The sequence below is a fragment of the Serratia sp. MF1(2023) genome, from assembly GCF_030954545.1.
GTDB lineage: Bacteria > Pseudomonadota > Gammaproteobacteria > Enterobacterales > Enterobacteriaceae > Serratia > Serratia sarumanii.
Genome location: NZ_JAVHUX010000045.1, coordinates 23,451 through 42,801 on the forward strand (window position 1 = coordinate 23,451; position 19,351 = coordinate 42,801).

The following is a 19,351-nucleotide window of genomic DNA, read 5'->3' on the forward strand; positions in this document are numbered from 1 at the left end:
TCACGAACTCTGTCGGTTCTTGCGTTGCGGCCTTTTCTGATGCACGTCATTAAAAACCCCCGCCGCAGCGGGGGAGAAAACGTTCTGGTGCATCAAGTGTTACAAGGAGGTCATGAGGGATTGCTAACCCTAAATGACTATTTCAAGCTAGGATTATTCCCAGAACATGGCAAGCGATCGCGTCGAGGTTATCCGCACTTTGAGATAAACCTCATAAAAAAATCCCGCACGGCAGCGGGATGAAGGGATGATAACGTCATGAATTTTTTATGCGGACAATGAGGCGGTATTGTCGTCATTTGGCGACAATACCGCGCCGGCACGGCGGTCACAAGGGAAATTTGGCCACGGTGAGGAAATCAGAATTTCGCCACTGCACGCGATCGTGGGCCCGCCAGTATCAACGAAAAAATGAGATTTTCGTCAGACAGCCGCCGGGCAAAAACCGGTAGCATGGCCGATATCATCCCAAACGCCGTAGGGGAAAAAAGATGAACAGCAAACCGTGTGAATTTGATGAAGCCATCTGTCTGGCGATCGGGCGTGGCGTTTGCGAAGTCGTGAAGATAGGGGATGAAATCAGCGTCTTCTCCCTGCTGGAAGCCATCGAGAGCTTCATCGAACGGCAGGCGCTCAGCGAAAGCGAAATCGCGGCGGCGGACGACGCGCTGGATCTGATCAGCGTGCTCACCCATCGGTCATAGTGAAAAACGATCCCCCGGTGACGAAGAAACCGACGGCCCATCACATGTGGGCCGCCGTCGTTTCTGTATCGCTTAGAAGTCGTAAGTTACCGACGCTTTCAGCGTTCTCGCCTGTCCCTGGAAGACGTAAGTGCCATTGCTTTCTACGCCGGACCAATACTTCTCGTTCGTGACGTTGTCCAACCCCACACGCCATACCAGCGTATTTTGATCCTCATTCAAACGCATGCGATAGCGAAGGCCGAGATCCAGGGTCGTGAAACTATCGAGCTTTTTGGTATTGGCGGAGTCGGCATATTGCGAACCGGTATGCCGCACTTTCGCCGTCGCCGTCAGGCCATCGACCGGCCTGATATCGTATTCCGCCCCCAGCACCGCGTAGAAGTGCGCTACGCCGATAGCGTCTTTGCCATCGTTACGGCCGCCCTGGGTTTTGGTCAGCTCGGGCGAAAGCCAGGTAGCGCTGCCGTTAAGGCGCAGGCCGAAGGCCGGTTCGCCAAATACATTCAACTCCACGCCGCGGTTACGTTGCTCGCCGTTCAACGTGTAGTAGTTGTTGCTGTCGATCATGGTGGCCGGCTTTTTGATTTCAAACAGCGCCAACGAGCCGCCCACGCGTTCGAAATCAACTTTCACGCCCACTTCATTTTGCTTGGAACGGGCGATACCGGTACTCTGCCCGAAGTTAGCCGCCTCTTTCGGCGCAATGCCGCCAGGCTGCAACGCCTCGGTATGGTTGGCATAAAGCGACACCGTTTCCCACGGCTTGTAGACCAGCCCGAACGTCGGCATCCAGCGGCTTTGCGTATAACGGGAGGCGGTATCCTCCAGGCCGGTGGCGTTGCTGTAATTACGCACCACCACTTTCTGATGGCGCGCCGCCGCCGTTAACAACACCCGGTCGCCGAAAAAGCCCAACGTATCGCTGAACAACCAGCCCTGCGTCCGGTTGCGCGCCGTGGTCAGCGGATCGCTGTAGTTGCCGCCGAAATAGGCATTGTCCGGTATTGCGACATCATGGTTATCGTAGATATTGGTCGTCGGATTGTTGGCGGACATGCGCCACGCGGTTTTGTCGCGTTTAATCTGCGCGGAATAGCCGACGTTGACCCGATGCGAAACCGCCCAGGTCGTGAACTTGCCCTCAAGCCCCGCCATGCCGCTGAAAGCGTCGATAATGCGGTTGGTGTCCAGGCGCCCAACCGTGGCGTCGCCGTTGGCGTTGATGAGTTTCGGTGCGCTGTAAACACCGGTTTCATGGCCGTGCTGCGCGCCCAAGCCGGCATAGGCCTTCCAGTCGCGGGTTAAATCATATTCCGCTTTCGCCATGCCGAATTCGTTCTCGATATCGCTGTAGCCCCACTGCTGACTGTAATTTTTACGGGTGTCAGGCACCGCGGGTATCACATCGATGCCGCTGATGTTGACCCCCATCGTTCCCCCATGGAAAGTCTTTTTCTGATAACCGAAGTCCAACGATGAACGGAAACGATCGCCGCGATAGTCCAGCCCAACCGATGCCAGCGTCGTGCGCCGCTTATCATCCTCAACCGCCGTTTCACCCTCACGGTGCACCAGGTTGACGCGAGCGCCAAACTGGTTGTCGTCACCAAAACGGCGGCCCAGATCCAGCGTGCCGCCCACCTGAGAATCGGAGGTGTAGTCGAGGCCGATCTGGGTGGTCGGCGTTTCTTCCGCCCGCTTCGGTTCAAGATTGATCATGCCGCCAACGCCGCTGGAAGCCAGGCCGTTCAATAGGGCGTTCGCCCCTTTGAAGATCTCCACCCGCTCCAGCATCTGGGTATCCATCACCTGGCGCGGCACCACGCCCGGCAGCCCGCCCATCGTCATGTCGTCGCCGTCCAGTTGGAAACCGCGGATACGATAGGTTTCGGCGAAGTTACCGTACCCTTGCACCGCCTGTACACCCGCGTCGTTGCTGACCACGTCGGCGATGGTCTTCGCCTGCTGATCCTGTACCAGCTTCGCGGTATAACCTATGACGTTGAACGGAACGTCCATCGCTTTCTGTTCGCCCAACATTCCCAGGCGGCCGCCGTGGGCGACCTGTCCATCCAGGTAGGCGGGAACCAAATCATTGCCGCCGGAGTTGAAATCGCCGTGTTTTTCGGCCCGGACAACCAGGGTGTCCTCCTGGTTTTTCTTGGCGCCGCCGTCTGCGGCCAGCGCCCCCTGGCTCAGCGCGCCAATAGTCAGCGCCAGCAGCGTTTTACGTAAAGGGAAATTCGTTGTACTGGTGTTGTGCATAATTCACTCATGAATGAGGATAAAAGTTAAATGGCCCGTCGCCGGGCCGATGGGGCTTATTTATTCAACGCGATGCGAACCACGCTGTCCGGCCCCTGAGTGGAATGATCTTTGTTAAACGGCTGTTTGACCGTAACGAACAATGTCTGGCCGTCTGCCGACAGCAGCAAGCTGTTTGGATTCGGCGGCAGCGGCCAGCGCTGTTTCACCGCATAGGTCGTCGCATCCAGGCTCAGCACATTGCCGGATTCACGCTGCGAGATGTAAATTTCGTTGCGCCGTGGATTGAAAACGACAGCCAAAGAGTCGCCCACATCAAGCCGCTTCAATAACTTCCCGGTGTGAATATCCAAGACCAGCGTGGTCTTCGCTTTGGAGTTGTCGGTGACGAACAAACGACCGGTAGCCTCGTCCTCCGCCATATTGAGCAGCAGTGCGGGTTGGTCTCCCAACGGTTTCCAGCGTTTTTCGATGCGGTTGGAACGCGGGTTGATCACCAGGATCTCGCCGCTGCCATTGGCGGCATACACGCGTTGGGTCTGTTCGGAGTAATGCAGGCCGGTCATCCATTTGCCGGTATTTTTAATGCGCGTTTTCAGCTTGAGCGATTCAGCGTCAACCACCCAAATTTGCGCCGGGTCGGCCACCGCCCCCACATACAGCGTGTTGTCGTGAGCCAGAATTTGGCGCGCACCATACGGCAACCCTTTCTCATTGCGCTCGCTGAACAGCAAACGCCCTTTCACCTTACCGTCGGCGGCGCCGATTGCGCTGATACCGCCGTCCAGCGAATTGCTGACATAAAGGGTTTTCCCATCCGCAGAGGCCTGCATGGCGAAATTTTTCAGATCGGTATGCGTCGTGCCAAGGGTTTTCAGGGTCTTGGCGTCCAGCTTATAGACCACGCCACCCTGTACATCTTTAAAACTTTCGGCACTGGCGACGTACAGCGCATCTCCCCCTGGCGTCAGCGCCATTTCATACAAGCCATAAGCCAGTTGGCGTTTGACGATGCTGTCGGATTGCGCCGCTTGCGCCAGAGGTTGCACGGCAGGGGAAGAGGAAGAGGTTTGGTGCGGCGTGCAGCCGCTGAGCGCCATCCCCGTCAGCAGGGCGAGCACAGAGGTTTTCATTTTCATCGGGGAAATCCTTGACCATTCAAAACGGTGTTTACGGCGGGCTCTGCAGTTTAGTTTTGAGCTTTCTCATCACGAGAAATGAGCGCCACCGCGCGTCTCAGTGTTTCCCTGTGAATCAACTATCACGCTAATGCAGGCTAATAACTCCTTCGTGCGCCCGCGAACAACAAAGAGAATGAGAAACATACTCATTATTATTTACGCAATCAAGCGTAATTATTTTCCTTCCTTCTCTAAAAGTCATGGCGACATCTCGTATTATCAAAACCAATCCGCCAGCTATCGATCCCGGTGCCGTGCATGGTTATCTCGCCTTACACCGTCGATAAACGGCCTCACCCTGCGTACAGGCACTTAACAACGAACGAACAGACAACAGGAGAAGCCCCCTCATGACAACCCCTGCCCCACGGGAGTGGCAGCGTGCGGACTATCTCGTCAGCACCGATCCCGCTCTGCTGGATCTCGATGCCATCCATGCATTTCTGACCCGTTCGTCATGGGCGGAAGGCATTGATAAAGAGACCGTCCGCCAGTCCCTCGCCCACAGCCTGTGTTTCGGTTTGTATCACGGCGCCAGGCAAATCGGGTTCGCCCGGCTGGTTACCGATTACGCCACTTTCGGCTATCTGTGTGACGTGTACGTGCTGGAAACGTACCAAAAAAGCGGGCTGGGTCTGTGGCTGGCGGAATGCTGCCAGGCCCATCCGCTGATGGCGACGCTGCGGCGAGTCATGCTGGTCACCAGCACCGCCCCCTGGCTCTATGAAAAAGTGGGCTATAGCGCCATCAACCGCCCCGACTTTGTCTGGCAGATCGCCCGGCCGGACATCTACCGACGATAGGTGTTTTCGCTGACCAGGCGCTATTTCAGCGCCTGCTCGGCCAGCAGCCCGAGGGCGATGACGATCATCGCCGCGCCGGAGATGCGCCCCACCACCTTCGCGGCCTGTGGGCGCGTGCGCAGTACCGACTGCGATCCGAATCCCACCAGCAGATACACCAGGCCGCAGCTGATCAAATGCACGACGCCCAACGCCAGCATCTGCATCGGCACCGACCATTCGGCCCGGGCGTCGGTAAACTGCGGCAGCAGCGCCAAAAACAGCAGAAACACCTTGGGGTTCAGGCCGCTGACGCACACGCCCTTGCCGGCCCAGCACAGCCAGGAATCGGAACGCTGATCTTCACCGGCGCCGGGCACCGGCGGGTGCAGCAGCATGTTGCAACCGATCCACAAGAGGTAAGCCGCTCCCAGCAAGGTAAGCGCCGTCAGCGCCAGCGGGTTGCCGACCAGCAGCGCGCCGACGCCCGCCACCACGATCGCAATCATCAACAAATGGCCACACAGCAAGCCGGCGACGGCGGGCACCACCACCCGGCCGCGAATGCCCGCCGAGATCACATAGGCCCAATCCATACCCGGCGTGATCACCAACAAAATCGATACCGCCCAAAAAGCGGCGAACAGAGCGAGCGTCATACCGCCGCCCTCTCAAACGCGCTGCGCCACACTGAACAGAGAACCATTGCGCTTTCCTCGTGGAAGAAGAACGGCCCCGCCTGCCGCGGCGGCCGTCAAAACCGTTCAACAGATGGCAAGAATATCCTCAAGGGATTAAAATGTGCTTTCAATTACTTGCCTGAAATCGGCATAAGAGGGGAAATTCTTCTAAATGGATAAGATTGATCGCAAGATTCTTGCTGAACTGCAGGCCGACGGCCGTTTGTCGGTGACCGAGCTGGCCTAGCGGATCGGGTTGAGCGTATCCCCCTGCCACCGCCGGGTGCGGGCGTTAGAGGAATCCGGGGTGATCAGAGGTTACCGCGCCCAGCTCGATCCCGGCAGCCTGGGCTATAACTTTTCCGCCCTGGTGTTCGTCACCATGCGCGAAGGCGATCGCCGCGCCGTTGAAACCTTCGAAAACGCCATGATGGACATTCCGCAGGTGGTGCAGGCGCAGCGGCTGTTCGGCGATCCCGACTACCTGCTGCACGTGATCGCCCGCGATCTGCCCGCCTTTCAACAGCTTTACGACGAGAAACTCTCCGCTCTGCCGGGCGTGCAGCGCCTGAGCTCCACCCTGGTGATGAAGACCGTGGTGCCGGAGCGCTCGTTCCTGCCGCTGGGAAAATGACGATGGGAGCGTTGCCGCTCCCGTTTTGACTTCTTTAAGGCACAATCACGAAATCCGGATTGGCGATGGCGAACAGCGCCTCGCGATCCGCCGCCGGTGGATAAATCCACTGCGTATTGATCTCCTGCTTAATCTTTTTGCCTTCCTGACGGGTAAAACGCACCTGGCGATCCCAGCCTTCGGTATACAGCGCGCCCCAGGGCCCCAGATCCAGACAGGTCACATACTTCGGCTGGCTGTACGGGTGCGTCGGCAATCCCGCCAGCTCCGCCGCCGCATTGTGGCCGGCCACGCGGCCAAGGCTCATCGCATGCTGGCAGGTCATCAGGTTGTGGTTGCCGAGATCGTCGGTCGCCGCCTTCACCGTATCCCCGGTCACGAAAATGCCCGTCGTCGCCGGCGCGCGCAGGAAGGCGTCGCCGATCACCCGGCCGCTGCCGTCGCGCTCGCCGGGGATCTGCTCGGTCAGCGGATGCGCCCGCACGCCCGCCGCCAGGATCACCGTGTTGGCAGCGATGCGCTCACCGTTCGACAACATCACCCCCTCGGCGTCGATGGCCGAGACGCGCAGACCGGCCCGCGCTTCCACGCCGCACTCCGCCAGCGCCTGGCGTATCACTGCCCCCGGCTCCGCCCCCATCCCGGCGCCCACTTCCGGCGCGGTATCGACGATCACCACGCGCACGTTCTCGTCTTTGCCCAGCGCATCCCGCAGCCGCTGCGGCATCTCCGCCGCGCTCTCCAGCCCGGTCAGCCCCGCGCCCACCACCACGGCGGTGTTGCGCGCGGGCGTCGAGGGTTTGGCCGCCAGCGCTTTGATATGGGCATCCAAACGCTGCGCGCTTTCCAGCGTATCGACGTTGAAACCGTATTCGGCAAAGCCCGGCACCGCAGGCACGGAGAGCCGACTGCCGGTGGCCCACACCAGGCGGTCGTAGACCAGCTCAAGAGATCCCCCCGTCGCCTGCGCCACCGTGAGCGTTTTGGCGGCGGCGTCGATGCGTTCTACCGTCCCGGCCAGGTGGCGCACGCCGACGGCGGCGAGCTGCGCGGAAATGTCCGGGTTCATGTTTTCCAGCACCGCTTCATACAGGCGCGGCCGGATGGTGACCGTGGGCGTCGGCGAAACCATGAGCACCTCGATCTCGTCATGCTTACCGGCGATGTTAATGGCGCGCATGGCGGACACGGCGGCCCAAAAACCGGCAAAACCGGAACCGGCAATCACTATTTTCTGCGTCATGGGATGACTCCTTCATACAGGGTTAACCGGGCGATAAGGCTGCCCGCAAGTTTTCGGATGAACGATGCCGTTCCGCTCCCGTAACAGGGTGCAGAAGGCCCGCCCGCCCCTTCCGAAGAGGCGGGAAAAAGTGTGTTTCGCTTTAAGGAAAGGCGGTGGTTAGGTCTTGGCGCGCGCCGTTTTGCCGCTGCGCGCGGTGCGTTCCGTCATGCGCTCGTCGAGCCAGAGGTTGACCTCACCGAAGAAGCCCTGCGGCGCCTTGCGGCCAAAGCGGGCCGCGACGGCGCCGAGGGTCTGCGCCGCCAGCGCGTCGCGCATCGCTTTCTCCGCCTGCAGCATCACCGCGTGGATGGCACATTTGCCGGAAACCGCCCAATCCGGCGGGGAATCGTCGAACACCGCACAGCGCCCGCGCACCTCCTGGCAATCGAACAGCGGCTTGTGCCCTTCAATGGCGTCGATGATCGCCAGGAAGCTGATCTCGTCCGCCGGGCGCGCCAGACGATAACCACCGCGCACCCCTTCACTGGCGGCGACGATCCCTGCCTTTTCCAGCTTGGGGAAAATCTTGGCCAGAAAGCTGGGGGAGATGCCCTGCAGTTCAGCGAGCTCGCGGCTGCTGAGCGCGCGCTGGTTATCGCCGACCAGCCACAGCAGGCAGTGGATGCCATATTCAACGCTGGTTGTGATGTACGCCATGTGTCCGTTTTCGACCGTCAATGAATCTTCAATAACGCAGACTATATGAGTCTGCGTTTCTCTTGTCAATAAAACACGGACAAAATTGATCCGTGTTTTTATTCGAAATGCATGCCGCCAGCGACGAAAAAACGCCCTTCAAAATGAAAAATAAAACTTTTTTGCCCGATCCGCGCCCGGCTAACGTTTCCTTGTCGCCTGCGGCTGACTATGATGTGATGGGTGCCGCCGCCGCGGTTTGTGAGCCGCCGCACTTTCACGCGGATTGCGCCGTGGGAATAAAGAACTCTTGTCTGCTGCTGACGTCTTAGAAATGATTATTTAAGGGAAACGCCTGACTATGACCAACCGGTTGACCAAAACCGCGTTAGCGGTGCTGCTGCTCGGCACGCTGAACGCCACCGCCCTGGCGCCAGCACAGGCGGAAAGCCAGGATCAGTTGCCGGATATGGGCACCTCCGCCGGCGGCACCCTGAGCATCGGACAAGAGCTGGCGATGGGCGATTTCTACGTGCGCCAACTGCGCGCCAGCGCCCCGCTGATCAACGATCCGCTGCTGAGCCAGTACATCAACCAGTTGGGCAACCGGCTGGTGGCCAGCGCCTATTCGGTGCGCACGCCGTTCCATTTCTATCTGGTGCGCAACGACGAGATCAACGCCTTCGCCTTCTTCGGCGGCAACGTGGTGCTGCACTCCGCGCTGCTGCGCGTCAGCGACAACGAAAGCCAGCTGGCTTCGGTGCTGGCACACGAAATCTCGCACGTCACCCAGCGCCACCTGGCGCGCGCAATGGAAGATCAGCAGCGCAACGCCCCGCTGACCTGGGTGGGCGCGCTCGGCTCCATCCTGCTGGCGATGGCCAACCCGACCATGGGCATGGCGGCGCTGAGCGGCACCCTGGCCGGCACCCAGCAGGGCATGATCAGCTTTACCCAGTCGAACGAACAGGAAGCCGACCGCATCGGCATTCAGGTGCTGCAGCGCGCCGGATTCGATCCGGAAGCGATGCCCGACTTCCTGCAGAAGCTCTCGGATCAGTCACGCTACGCCTCTAAACCGCCGGAAATGCTGCTGACGCACCCGTTGCCGGACAGCCGCCTTTCCGACGCGCGCAACCGCGCCAACCAGATGCCGAAACACATCGTGCAGTCTTCGCAGGATTACCTGATGGCCAAGGTGCGCGCACTGGGCATGTACAGTTCGGAGGGCTATGGCCTGAACGAAGAGCTGCTCGGCTCGCTCAGCAAGGGCAATGTGCGCGAACAGGCGGCCGCCAAATACGGCCGCGCCATCCTGTTCTATGAAGCGAAAAAATACGACGACGCACGCAACATCATTCAACCGATGCTGGCGCAGGATGCGAAAAACGTCTGGCTGATCGACCTGATGACCGACATCGATCTCGGCCAGAAACGCGCGCCGCAGGCCATCGCCCGGCTGCAGGCGGCCAACGCCGCCCAGAGCAACAACCCGGTGCTGCAGCTCAACCTGGCCAACGCCTATGTCGAAGGCAACCAGCCGGCGCAGGCCTCGAAGATCCTGAACCGCTACACCTTTGCCCATCCGGACGATCCGAACGGCTGGGATCTGCTGGCGCAGGCCAGCGCCGCCCAAGGGCTGCGCGATGAAGAACTGTCGGCCCGCGCCGAAAGCCTGGCGCTGACCGGCCGGCTCGATCAGGCCATCGGCCTTCTCAGCAATGCCAGCTCGCTGCAGAAACTCGGCAGCCTGAAACAGGCGCGCTACGATGCGCGCATCGACCAGCTGCGCCAACTGCAACAGCGCTTCCGCCAATACCAGCGCAGCTGATGCAACAAGGAATGAACGCCATGAAAAACGTCACGATTTACCACAACCCGCGCTGCTCCAAGAGCCGTGAAACCCTGGCGCTGCTGGAACAGCACGGCGTCGATCCCAAGGTGGTGCTGTACCTTGAAACGCCCCCGTCGGCCGATGAGCTGAAAAAGCTGTTGAAGGAACTGGGCTTCACATCGGCGCGCGATCTGATGCGCAAGAAAGAAGACCTGTACAAGGAATTGAAGCTGGCGGACGACAGCCTGAGCGAAGAACAACTGCTGGCGGCGATGACGGCGAACCCGAAACTGATCGAACGCCCGATCGTGGTGAAAGGCAGCAAGGCGCGCATCGGCCGGCCGCCGGAGCAGGTGCTGGAGATTTTGTAAACGGTCAACCCGCCTCTTATTGAGCCGTAACATACCAATAGCCCTGAACAGGGCTATTTTTAATTGTTTGTTATATAAATACTTTTCATCATCCTCAACTTCTCCTGTTGCTATGCTGCACAAATGCCGAGCCTCACGGCAAGACAGACGTTGACAACCGTCAACACCCCCACTACCCTAATCGCATCACTGGACGAGCGATGAAAAAACACCCAGACAAGCATATCCAGGCGGCATTAGCTTACGCCCTTTCTCAGGGGTGGCATTTTCGCCCCAGCAAAGGGCACGCATTTGGACGACTGCATTGCGCCTTTGCCGGACATCAAGAACATATGATGAGCATCTGGAGCACGCCGAAAAATCCAGAGGTACATGCCAAACAGATTCGGCGCAAAGTCGATCACTGCCTGGCGCTGTCGCAGAAAAAATAACCGGAGAATCACCATGACGCTCTTTCATTTCTCATTGACGCTAGATGGAGTGACCGCCGATACCACCGGGTTGGAGGATGCGCTGCATGTAGCGGGATGCGATGACGCGCTGATCTGTTTCTACGGTAAAACCGTCTACCTGGAGTTCGATCGAGAAAGCGATAACTTTGCGCACGCGATTTGCAGCGCCATCAGTGATATTGAGTCTGCAAATATTGGCGCCAAGGTGATATCGGTAGACTCCAGCCTGGTGGGATTAAGCGATATTGCCGAGCTCACTGAACTGTCGCGTCAGGCGATCGCGATGCTAAAAGACGGGACTCGCGGCCCCGGCGGCTTCCCTTCCCCCATTCAACGGCTCGGCGGCACCTCACCGTTATGGCGCTGGGCTGACGTGGCGGCCTGGTTGGCGCAACAAGGGAAAATCGACCCACGGCTTGCAGACAATGCGCAGTGTCTGGAACATATCAATCTCGCTTTGCAACTGCGAAGCGATCGGCAACGCCAGCAGGTTGAGCACTACAGCTCCCTGCTGGAACATGCAGAAAAACAGGTTTGATGGCTCGCTACAGCCCCAGGATCTCTTTAACGAACGGGATGGTCAGCTTGCGCTGGGCGGTGATCGAGGCGCGATCGAGTTGATCGAGGGTCATAAACAGCGTGCGCATCTCGCGATCCAGCCGTTTCAACAGGAAGCGGCCCACGTCTTCCGGCAGCTCGAAGCCGCGCAGTTTGCCACGCAGCTGCAGCGCCAGCAGTTTCTCTTCGTCCGACAGCGGCTGCAGCTTGTAGATCTGCCCCCAGTCCAGGCGCGAAGCCAGATCCGGCAAACGCAGGTTCAGCTGGCGCGGCGGGCGATCTCCGGTGATGAACAAACGGGTGCGGCCGGTTTCCAGAATGCGGTTGTAGAGGTTGAAGATCGCCATCTCCCACTCTTCGTCGCCGGCGATGCATTCAATATTGTCGATGCAAACCAGCGCCAACTGCTCCATGCCGTCCAACACTTCAGGCACGAAGTAGGCGCGCTTGTCGAGCGGCACATAGCCCACCGCCTCGCCCTTCTGCGAAAGCTCGGCACAGGCCGCATGCAGCAGATGGCTGCGCCCGCCGCCTTCACGCGACCAAAAATAGATATAGCTGCCATGTTCCTGACGGACGGCGGATTGGATCGCGGCTAATAGGGATGGGTTCTCGCCCGGATAAAAACTGGCGAAAGTTTCATCATCGGGAAGATAAAGTGGCAGTGAAAGCTGTGCCGGCGTATTCAGAGAAGCACCTCAACCAAAACTGGCAGAAAAACGTAGGCAGTTTAACACAGAAAACGGGCGCTGTTGAACCGGCAGGATCTTATGCCGCAATAGTGAGCAATGCCTAAGCGCCGCTTGATCGGCTGCGGTGTCCGCCAAGGCAAGAATTGTCCGATATCATTCCCTAACTCCATGCCTGCGCAGGTTAAATTTGTAATTTAAGTAAAATCTGACCTAGTATAGGTAGGCTAAATGCAATCACCATCAACAAGGTTTCTGCAAGGATATAGACGATGAAAGTATGGAATAAAGTGCTGTTGGCCTCCTTTATCGGGTTGTTGGTTGCCGGCTGTGATGACTCGTCCAAGGTTGACGCCAACCTGGATAAAGCCAAAGACAGCGCCGAGCAGATGAAAGACGCCGCCCAGAAAAAAGCGGACGATCTGACGGACAAAGCGAAAGCAACGGCGGATGAAATCAAAAAAGAGGCCGCCACCCAGGCTGACCAGCTGAAAGACAAAGCCTCGGCGATTAAAGATGAAGCTGCCAAACAGGCGGACGCCATCACCAACGACGCCAAGGCCAAGGCCGCCGCGATCAAGGATGACGCAGGCAAACAAAGCCAGCAGCTGGTGGATCAGGCCAAGGCCATCAAAAACGACGCCATCAACGGCGCTAACGATCTGACCGAGCAGGCCAAGGCGAAGACCGAAGCCATCAAGAACAGCGCCGAAAACAAAGCGCAAGAGTTGAAACAAGAGACCGATACGGCGGTGAACGGCAATACGCAGCCGGCCACCCAGCAGTAAGCTATTCTCAGCCACAAAAGAAAGGAGCAGTAAATGGGGATTATTTCCTGGATTATTTTCGGCCTGATCGCCGGTATTTTGGCTAAGTGGATCATGCCCGGCAAAGACGGCGGCGGCTTTATCCTGACCATCGTGCTGGGGATCATCGGCGCCGTGGTCGGCGGCTATATCAGCACCTTCTTCGGCTACGGCAAGGTTGACGGCTTCAACTTCGGCAGCTTTGTGGTGGCGGTCATCGGCGCTATCGTGGTGCTGTTCGTGTACCGCAAAATTCGCAGCTAATATGATATTGGGGGGGCTGAGGCTCCCCCTTTTTCACTATTTGACCATGCGTCCGTCATTAAGAATGAACGCAGTTCTACCGTCCCAAAACTCAGCAATAAAAATATCTTTCGGCTCTATACCGTGTTCACGGATAGTTTGGCTCAACCACTCCTCATCTTTATTAATCTCCTGCAGCTCATAAGGCCTGGCCCTGCCATTTTTCATAATGATAATCGAAGGCAGCTCATTTCCCTCACATACCGCGGTGATCTGACCGCCCGGCTCAATTTGCGCATAGACAATCTCCTGAAAGGCGTGAATCCCCTGCGCATGCAGCTGTGAGGAAACGTTCAAGATGTCGATTTTATTTTTCTTGGCTAAAATATTTTCCATCAAAAAGCGGCCGTTTTTTATAATTGGTATCGGGTTGCCGATAGTGACCGAACGAAAGAAGTTGCAGTGTTTACTGATTGCATTCAACAGAGAAATTAGCCCTACCCCGATAAGCAGTACAACGACATACTGGTACAAGGGGATGCTGTCGCTATAGATAACGCCCCCAATAATGCCCCCGAGCACAAAGTTGCCGATAAAATCCACAGGGGTCATTTGCGATAGCTGGGTCTTTCCGGACAAGTTCAAGTGGGTGATAACAATGACAAAGCCAATAACAAATTTGAGCAAAATATATCCGTAGTACTCCATATCCTTTTCCTTTTAATCGATGTTGTTAATGCTATCAGCTACTTTATCCCAACGGATGTAAAGGCAGAAATACGAGTAAAAAGGGCTGCCCTTTTCGTTACTTCTGCTCCGCCGGTTCGTCCGGCGCGTCGAGCACCTCTTCTTCCTTGCGGAACAGGCTGATGACCTTGAACAGCAGGCTCAGGCCGATACCCACGATGGTCGCCAGCGCCATGCCTTTCAGCTCCGCCGCGCCGATATGCACCTTGGCGCCGCTCACGCCGATGATCAGGATCACCGAGGTCAAAATCAGGTTTTGCGCTTTGTTGTAATCCACTTTGGACTCGATCAGCACGCGAATGCCCGAGGCGCCGATCACGCCGTACAGCAGCAGGGAAACGCCGCCCATCACCGGCACCGGCACCGCCTGGATCGCCGCCGCCAGCTTACCGATGCAGGACAGCAGGATCGCCAACACCGCCGCGCCACCGATCACCCAGGTGCTGTAGACCTTGGTGATGGCCATCACGCCGATGTTCTCACCGTAGGTGGTGTTCGGCGTAGAGCCGAAGAAGCCGGAGAACACCGTCGAAATGCCGTTGGCGAACATCGAGCGGTGCAGCCCGGGATCGCGGATCAGATCTTTCTTCACGATGTTGGCGGTCACCACCAGGTGGCCGACGTGCTCGGCGATCACCACCAGCGCCGCCGGCAGAATGGTGAAGATGGCGAACCACTCAAAGCGCGGAGTGTAGAAGGTCGGCAGCGCGAACCAGTGCGCCTCGCGAATCGGAGTCAAATCCACCACGCCCATGAAGAACGACAGCGCATAGCCCACCAGCACGCCGATCAGGATCGGGATAATCGCCAGGAAGCCGCGGAACAGCACCGAGCCGAGCACCGTGACCGCCAGCGTCACCAGCGAAATGGTGATGGTAGTCGAATCAGCGCTGGTGCCTTCCGCCGGCAGCAGCCCCGCCATGTTGGCCGCCACGCCCGCCAACTCCAGCCCGATGACGGCGACGATCGCCCCCATCGCCGCCGGCGGGAACATCACGTCCAGCCAGCCGGTGCCGGCCTTTTTCACGATCAGCGCCACCAGGCAGAACAGCACGCCGCACATGATGAAACCGCCCAACGCCACTTCGTAACCGAGCGGCAACAGCAGCAGCACCGGCGAGATAAACGCGAAGCTGGAACCGAGGTAGGCCGGGATCTTGCCTTTACAGATGAACAGATACAGCAGCGTGCCAATGCCGTTGAACAGCAGCACGGTCGCCGGGTTGATCTTGAACAGAATAGGCACCAGCACGGTGGCGCCGAACATGGCGAACAGGTGCTGGAAGCTGAGCGGAATGGTCTGGAGCAGCGGCGGGCGCTCGCTGACGCCGATGGCGCGACGGGTCATGTGTGCTTTTCCTCGGTTTATTGGTTTTATAGGTTTTAGTCAAAAAAAAGCCGACTCGTTAAGTCGGCTCAAATGTTTACTTGGTACCAAATATCTTGTCGCCCGCATCGCCCAGGCCAGGCACGATGTAGCCCTTGTCGTTCAGGCACTGATCGATGGAGGCGGTGTACAGCTCAACGTCCGGGTGCGCTTTCTCCAGCGCGGCAATGCCTTCCGGCGCCGCCACCAGAACCAGCACCTTGATGCTGTGGCAGCCGGCTTTCTTCAGCAGATCGATAGTGGCGATCATCGAACCGCCGGTGGCCAGCATCGGGTCGACGACCAGCGCCATGCGCTCTTCGATGTTGGAAACCAGCTTCTGGAAGTACGGCACCGGCTCCAGGGTTTCTTCGTCGCGGTATACGCCCACCACGCTGATGCGCGCGCTCGGCACATGCTCCAGCACCCCTTCCATCATGCCCAGGCCTGCGCGCAGGATCGGCACTACGGTAATCTTTTTCCCTTTGATCTGATCCACTTCAACTGGCCCGCACCAGCCTTCGATGGTGACTTTTTCCGTCTCCAGATCGGCGGTCGCTTCATAGGTCAGTAAACTACCCACTTCTGAGGCCAGCTCACGGAAGCGTTTGGTGCTGATGTCATTTTCGCGCATCAGGCCAAGCTTGTGTTTTACCAGCGGGTGTTTCACCTCAACGATCTTCATCATTTTTCTCCTATTAAGGTGGTTGCGGCCAAAAAAATCGCGGGATTATACCTCCTTTTTTTCGCCGCGCCACCCACAATAGCCCGATCGGGATCAACAAAAGTTTGAATATCAGTATAGATGACGAAAAAGCGGAGCCGGTTCACAAGCCGCTCGCAAACGTTTGCCTGCGCTGTTAGAATTGCCGCGCCTTATTCCGGAATCAACATCGGAAGCACAGTTTTCAAACCGCAAACCGTCGTGGGGAATCGCGCAGTGACCGACAAAACCTCTCTCAGCTATAAAGACGCAGGTGTCGATATCGATGCAGGCAACGCATTGGTAGATCGCATCAAAGGTGTAGTTAAACAGACCCGTCGCCCGGAAGTGATGGGCGGTCTGGGCGGGTTTGGTGCCCTGTGTGCGTTGCCGCAGAAATACCGCGAGCCGGTGCTGGTTTCCGGTACCGACGGCGTGGGCACCAAGCTGCGTCTGGCGATGGATCTGAAACGCCACGACACCATCGGCATCGATCTGGTGGCGATGTGCGTCAACGATCTGGTGGTTCAGGGCGCCGAGCCGCTGTTCTTCCTCGACTACTACGCGACCGGCAAGCTGGATGTGGACACCGCGGCCAGCGTGATCACCGGCATCGCCGAAGGCTGCAAACAGTCCGGCTGTGCGCTGGTGGGCGGCGAAACCGCTGAAATGCCGGGCATGTACCACGGCGAAGATTACGACGTGGCCGGTTTCTGCGTCGGCGTAGTCGAAAAATCCGAGATCATCGACGGCAGCAAAGTGCAGTCCGGCGACGCGCTGATCGCCCTGGGCGCTTCCGGCCCGCACTCCAACGGCTACTCGCTGGTGCGCAAGATCCTGGAAGTGAGCAACACCGATCCGACCGCCACCCAGCTGGAAGGCAAACCGCTGGCCGACCACCTGCTGGCGCCGACCAAGATTTACGTGAAGTCCGTGCTGGAGCTGATCGAGAAGGCGGACGTACACGCCATCGCTCACCTCACCGGCGGCGGCTTCTGGGAAAACATTCCACGCGTGCTGCCGGAAGGCATGCAGGCGGTGATCGACGAAGCCAGCTGGCAGTGGCCGGCGGTGTTCACCTGGCTGCAGCAGGCCGGCAACGTCAGCCGCCATGAAATGTACCGCACCTTCAACTGCGGCGTAGGCATGGTCATCGCCCTGCCAGAAGCCGAAGTGGAAGCGGCCATCGCGCTGCTGACCGCGGCAGGTGAAAAAGCGTGGAAAATCGGTAAACTGACCGCCTCTTCCGACGAACAACAAGTGGTCATCAACTGATGAAAAAGATCGTGGTGTTGGTCTCCGGCCAGGGGAGCAATCTCCAGGCGCTGATTGACGCCTGCCAGCAGGACCGCATCGCCGCCGAGATCGTGGCGGTGTTCAGCAACAAGGCGCAGGCTTACGGCCTGCAGCGCGCCGAGGCGGCGGGCATCGCCACCCAGGCGCTGGATGCCAAGGCCTATGCCGATCGCACGGCGTTCGACGCCGCGTTGGCGGACGCCATCGACCAGCACCAGCCCGATCTGGTGGTGCTGGCCGGCTACATGCGCATCCTCAGCCCGCAGTTCGTGCAGCGTTATGCCGGCCGCATGCTGAACATCCACCCTTCCCTGCTGCCGAAATACCCGGGGCTGCATACTCACCGTCAGGCCATCGACAACGGCGACAGCGAACACGGAACCTCGGTGCACTTCGTGACCGAACAGCTCGACGGCGGCCCGGTGATTTTGCAGGCCAAGGTGCCGATTTTCGCTGACGACGAAGAGGATGACGTGGTTGAACGGGTGCAAACCCAGGAACACACGATCTATCCGCTGGTGGTGAGCTGGTTCGTCGACGGCCGCCTGGCGATGCGCGATGGCGCCGCCTGGCTGGACGGCGAACGCCTGCCTGAGCAGGGCCACGCCGCCGACTGATGCGCGCAGCCTGAACCTTGCCTAAACGGCGCCCACGCGGCGCCGTTTTTTTTTTCGCCTTCATCCATTCTGTGAAGTTATACTTTGCACAATTTCACGGCACAGAGGAGCCCACATGTCCAGCACTGCCAGCGTCAGGTTACGCCCATTGGAACGGGACGATCTGTCGTTCGTCCACCAGATGGACAACAATGCCAGCGTTATGCGCTATTGGTTTGAAGAACCCTACGAAGCCTTTGTCGAGCTTTCCGATCTCTACGACAAACACATCCACGATCAGAGCGAGCGCCGCTTTATCATCGAGCACGAAGGCGCCAAGGTCGGCCTGGTAGAGCTGGTGGAGATCGATCACATCCACCGCCGCGCAGAGTTCCAGATCATCATCGATCCCGCCCACCAGGGCAAAGGCTATGCCAGCACCGCCGCCCGCCTGGCGATGGACTACGGCTTCTCGGTGCTGAACCTGTACAAGCTGTACCTGATCGTCGACAAAGAGAACCCGAAGGCGATCCACATCTACAGCAAGCTGGGCTTCAACGTGGAAGGCGAGCTGATCGACGAGTTCTTCGTCAACGGCGAATACCGCACCGTGCTGCGCATGTGCATCTTCCAGCCGCAATACCTGGCGAAGTTCAAAACGCCCAATGATAAGCCGCTGGTGAAGTGACGCTTAGCGAGAAAAAAGAGAAAACCCGCCCAGGCGGGTTTTTTATTGGGAAATAAGTGGCTAGTATTAATGGATGCTATTTTATCGTCAGGAAATAGCCTGATGAATACGGAAATAAATAATATTTCCCGAGATAATTAATCGAACAATAATTAATGGTGATAGTAAGAGTTACCCTCTGCCTCTACAAAGGAAAAATATAATGACGACCATCTCAAACCTGCTGCTTTTTATCGGTCTGGTCATGTTCGCCATAACCGCCGGCCTGAATACCTATAGCGGCTACGCGCCTGCAGATCCCAATAGCGCCCCGCTGTTTTCCCCGCTCTGGTGGACGCGCTGGTTCCCGCTCTACGCCTCGGGCGGTGTGTTGTTGCTGGTGGGGTTGGTGCTGCGGGTTTCGGGGCGGGGACGATAAAAAAACAAAAACGGCTCCGAAGAGCCGTTTCTGTGTGTGGGTCAGGTCCAATCTTCATAGCCGCTATCATGGATCCAGACGATGCCGCCGGGGCATTCCTCTGTCAGAAACCAGAATCCGTCGAAAGCATCGGCATCCATTTCCTCTTGATTTTTTGGGAACTTTTCGCGATACAGTGCAATCTGCTCATCGACACTTCCCTCCAGGAATTTGCCTCTGCTAGCTAACTTTATTTTCCCATCTTGCATAAGTCGATGTAGGAGCTCTAAAAAATAAGCCTCTCTCTCTTCATACGACATCACAGCTTTTTCAAAGTTATCAGCTCTCATGGCTGACCACACCGTACCAATAGATGTTCCTTCTAGCTCATAACTAAACAACTTGTATTCTTCATCGCTATACAGCATGTGAAAT

22 protein-coding genes and 1 pseudogene are annotated in these 19,351 nt (G+C 57.9%); 13 read left to right on the top strand and 10 right to left on the bottom strand.

The window, feature by feature from the left end; all coding sequences use genetic code 11:
• The first annotated feature begins 491 nt into the window (after window positions 1–491).
• On the top strand, window positions 492–704 hold the full coding sequence (locus tag REA38_RS21330; RefSeq protein ID WP_033648813.1) for a hypothetical protein: 213 nt from the start codon (window positions 492–494) through the stop codon (window positions 702–704).
• A gap of 72 nt (window positions 705–776) precedes the next feature.
• Here REA38_RS21330 and REA38_RS21335 read toward each other — a convergent pair whose 3' ends face one another.
• Window positions 777–2,972, bottom strand: a complete 2,196-nt coding sequence (locus tag REA38_RS21335; RefSeq protein WP_033654586.1) for a TonB-dependent siderophore receptor — start codon at window positions 2,970–2,972, stop codon at window positions 777–779.
• Between the two features lie 56 nt (window positions 2,973–3,028).
• Entirely contained in the window at window positions 3,029–4,111 is a 1,083-nt protein-coding gene (locus tag REA38_RS21340; protein WP_049233876.1) for a YncE family protein, read from the bottom strand.
• Window positions 4,112–4,503: 392 nt separating this feature from the next.
• Here REA38_RS21340 and REA38_RS21345 point away from each other — a divergent pair, with 392 nt between their 5' ends.
• Window positions 4,504–4,956: a GNAT family N-acetyltransferase gene (locus REA38_RS21345; protein WP_033635504.1), complete on the top strand. Its 453-nt coding sequence runs from the start codon at window positions 4,504–4,506 to the stop codon at window positions 4,954–4,956.
• A gap of 20 nt (window positions 4,957–4,976) precedes the next feature.
• Here the strand turns inward: REA38_RS21345 and REA38_RS21350 are convergent, their stop codons facing one another.
• Complete coding sequence (locus REA38_RS21350; protein ID WP_308886582.1) at window positions 4,977–5,594, bottom strand: LysE family translocator; 618 nt, start codon at window positions 5,592–5,594, stop codon at window positions 4,977–4,979.
• A gap of 193 nt (window positions 5,595–5,787) precedes the next feature.
• Between REA38_RS21350 and REA38_RS21355 the strand changes: the two are divergent.
• Window positions 5,788–6,249: pseudogene (locus REA38_RS21355) on the top strand (Lrp/AsnC family transcriptional regulator).
• A gap of 34 nt (window positions 6,250–6,283) precedes the next feature.
• Here the strand turns inward: REA38_RS21355 and REA38_RS21360 are convergent.
• Both REA38_RS21360 and REA38_RS21365 read right to left on the bottom strand, forming a co-directional pair.
• Window positions 6,284–7,492: an FAD-dependent oxidoreductase gene (locus tag REA38_RS21360; RefSeq protein ID WP_308886583.1), complete on the bottom strand. Its 1,209-nt coding sequence runs from the start codon at window positions 7,490–7,492 to the stop codon at window positions 6,284–6,286.
• A 159-nt stretch (window positions 7,493–7,651) separates the two neighbouring features.
• Window positions 7,652–8,191 (bottom strand): Rrf2 family transcriptional regulator, encoded by a 540-nt coding sequence (locus tag REA38_RS21365; protein WP_025303838.1) that lies wholly within the window; start codon window positions 8,189–8,191, stop codon window positions 7,652–7,654.
• 340 nt (window positions 8,192–8,531) lie between these two features.
• Between REA38_RS21365 and REA38_RS21370 the strand changes: the two genes are divergently transcribed.
• From REA38_RS21370 to REA38_RS21385, 4 genes are all read left to right on the top strand, one after another.
• Window positions 8,532–10,001 carry a M48 family metallopeptidase gene (locus tag REA38_RS21370; protein ID WP_033635508.1) on the top strand — a complete coding sequence of 490 codons (1,470 nt, stop codon included), beginning with the start codon at window positions 8,532–8,534 and terminating at the stop codon, window positions 9,999–10,001.
• Between the two features lie 20 nt (window positions 10,002–10,021).
• Window positions 10,022–10,375, top strand: a complete 354-nt coding sequence (gene arsC, locus REA38_RS21375; protein ID WP_033648817.1) for an arsenate reductase (glutaredoxin) — start codon at window positions 10,022–10,024, stop codon at window positions 10,373–10,375.
• Window positions 10,376–10,575: 200 nt separating this feature from the next.
• Window positions 10,576–10,806 carry a hypothetical protein gene (locus REA38_RS21380; RefSeq protein ID WP_033644019.1) on the top strand — a complete coding sequence of 77 codons (231 nt, stop codon included), beginning with the start codon at window positions 10,576–10,578 and terminating at the stop codon, window positions 10,804–10,806.
• Between the two features lie 13 nt (window positions 10,807–10,819).
• Window positions 10,820–11,365 carry a DNA-binding protein gene (locus tag REA38_RS21385; RefSeq protein ID WP_308886584.1) on the top strand — a complete coding sequence of 182 codons (546 nt, stop codon included), beginning with the start codon at window positions 10,820–10,822 and terminating at the stop codon, window positions 11,363–11,365.
• A 7-nt stretch (window positions 11,366–11,372) separates the two neighbouring features.
• On the opposite strand, the gene hda is transcribed toward REA38_RS21385, so the two are convergent.
• Window positions 11,373–12,074: a DnaA inactivator Hda gene (hda, locus tag REA38_RS21390; RefSeq protein ID WP_025159568.1), complete on the bottom strand. Its 702-nt coding sequence runs from the start codon at window positions 12,072–12,074 to the stop codon at window positions 11,373–11,375.
• Window positions 12,075–12,346: 272 nt separating this feature from the next.
• On the opposite strand from hda, the gene REA38_RS21395 reads away from it, so the two are divergent.
• Together REA38_RS21395 and REA38_RS21400 are read left to right on the top strand one after the other, a co-directional pair.
• Complete coding sequence (locus REA38_RS21395) at window positions 12,347–12,862, top strand: E3 ubiquitin--protein ligase (RefSeq protein ID WP_308886585.1); 516 nt, start codon at window positions 12,347–12,349, stop codon at window positions 12,860–12,862.
• A gap of 33 nt (window positions 12,863–12,895) precedes the next feature.
• Window positions 12,896–13,144, top strand: coding sequence for a GlsB/YeaQ/YmgE family stress response membrane protein (locus REA38_RS21400; RefSeq protein WP_033635514.1), 249 nt, complete (start codon window positions 12,896–12,898; stop codon window positions 13,142–13,144).
• 36 nt (window positions 13,145–13,180) lie between these two features.
• On the opposite strand, the gene REA38_RS21405 is transcribed toward REA38_RS21400, so the two are convergent.
• From REA38_RS21405 to upp, 3 genes are all read right to left on the bottom strand, one after another.
• Entirely contained in the window at window positions 13,181–13,831 is a 651-nt protein-coding gene (locus REA38_RS21405) for a DUF421 domain-containing protein (RefSeq protein ID WP_033648818.1), read from the bottom strand.
• A gap of 97 nt (window positions 13,832–13,928) precedes the next feature.
• Window positions 13,929–15,218, bottom strand: coding sequence for a uracil permease (uraA, locus tag REA38_RS21410; RefSeq protein ID WP_021504398.1), 1,290 nt, complete (start codon window positions 15,216–15,218; stop codon window positions 13,929–13,931).
• 76 nt (window positions 15,219–15,294) lie between these two features.
• Window positions 15,295–15,921 (bottom strand): uracil phosphoribosyltransferase, encoded by a 627-nt coding sequence (gene upp, locus REA38_RS21415; protein ID WP_004941642.1) that lies wholly within the window; start codon window positions 15,919–15,921, stop codon window positions 15,295–15,297.
• Between the two features lie 255 nt (window positions 15,922–16,176).
• Here upp and purM point away from each other — a divergent pair, with 255 nt between their 5' ends.
• The 4 genes from purM (at window position 16,177) to REA38_RS21435 (ending at window position 18,937) form a co-directional block, all read left to right on the top strand.
• The gene (gene purM / locus REA38_RS21420; protein ID WP_025303843.1) at window positions 16,177–17,214 is read left to right on the top strand and encodes a phosphoribosylformylglycinamidine cyclo-ligase; all 1,038 of its coding nucleotides are present in this window, start codon (window positions 16,177–16,179) and stop codon (window positions 17,212–17,214) included.
• Entirely contained in the window at window positions 17,214–17,852 is a 639-nt protein-coding gene (gene purN, locus REA38_RS21425) for a phosphoribosylglycinamide formyltransferase (protein WP_033654578.1), read from the top strand. Before purM ends, purN begins: the two co-directional genes overlap by 1 nt.
• A gap of 115 nt (window positions 17,853–17,967) precedes the next feature.
• Window positions 17,968–18,519 carry a spermidine N1-acetyltransferase gene (speG, locus tag REA38_RS21430; RefSeq protein WP_004941631.1) on the top strand — a complete coding sequence of 184 codons (552 nt, stop codon included), beginning with the start codon at window positions 17,968–17,970 and terminating at the stop codon, window positions 18,517–18,519.
• 202 nt (window positions 18,520–18,721) lie between these two features.
• On the top strand, window positions 18,722–18,937 hold the full coding sequence (locus REA38_RS21435; RefSeq protein WP_039568432.1) for a hypothetical protein: 216 nt from the start codon (window positions 18,722–18,724) through the stop codon (window positions 18,935–18,937).
• A 41-nt stretch (window positions 18,938–18,978) separates the two neighbouring features.
• On the opposite strand, the gene REA38_RS21440 is transcribed toward REA38_RS21435, so the two are convergent.
• Entirely contained in the window at window positions 18,979–19,344 is a 366-nt protein-coding gene (locus tag REA38_RS21440; RefSeq protein ID WP_033654575.1) for a DUF596 domain-containing protein, read from the bottom strand.
• Between the last annotated feature and the right edge of the window lie 7 nt (window positions 19,345–19,351).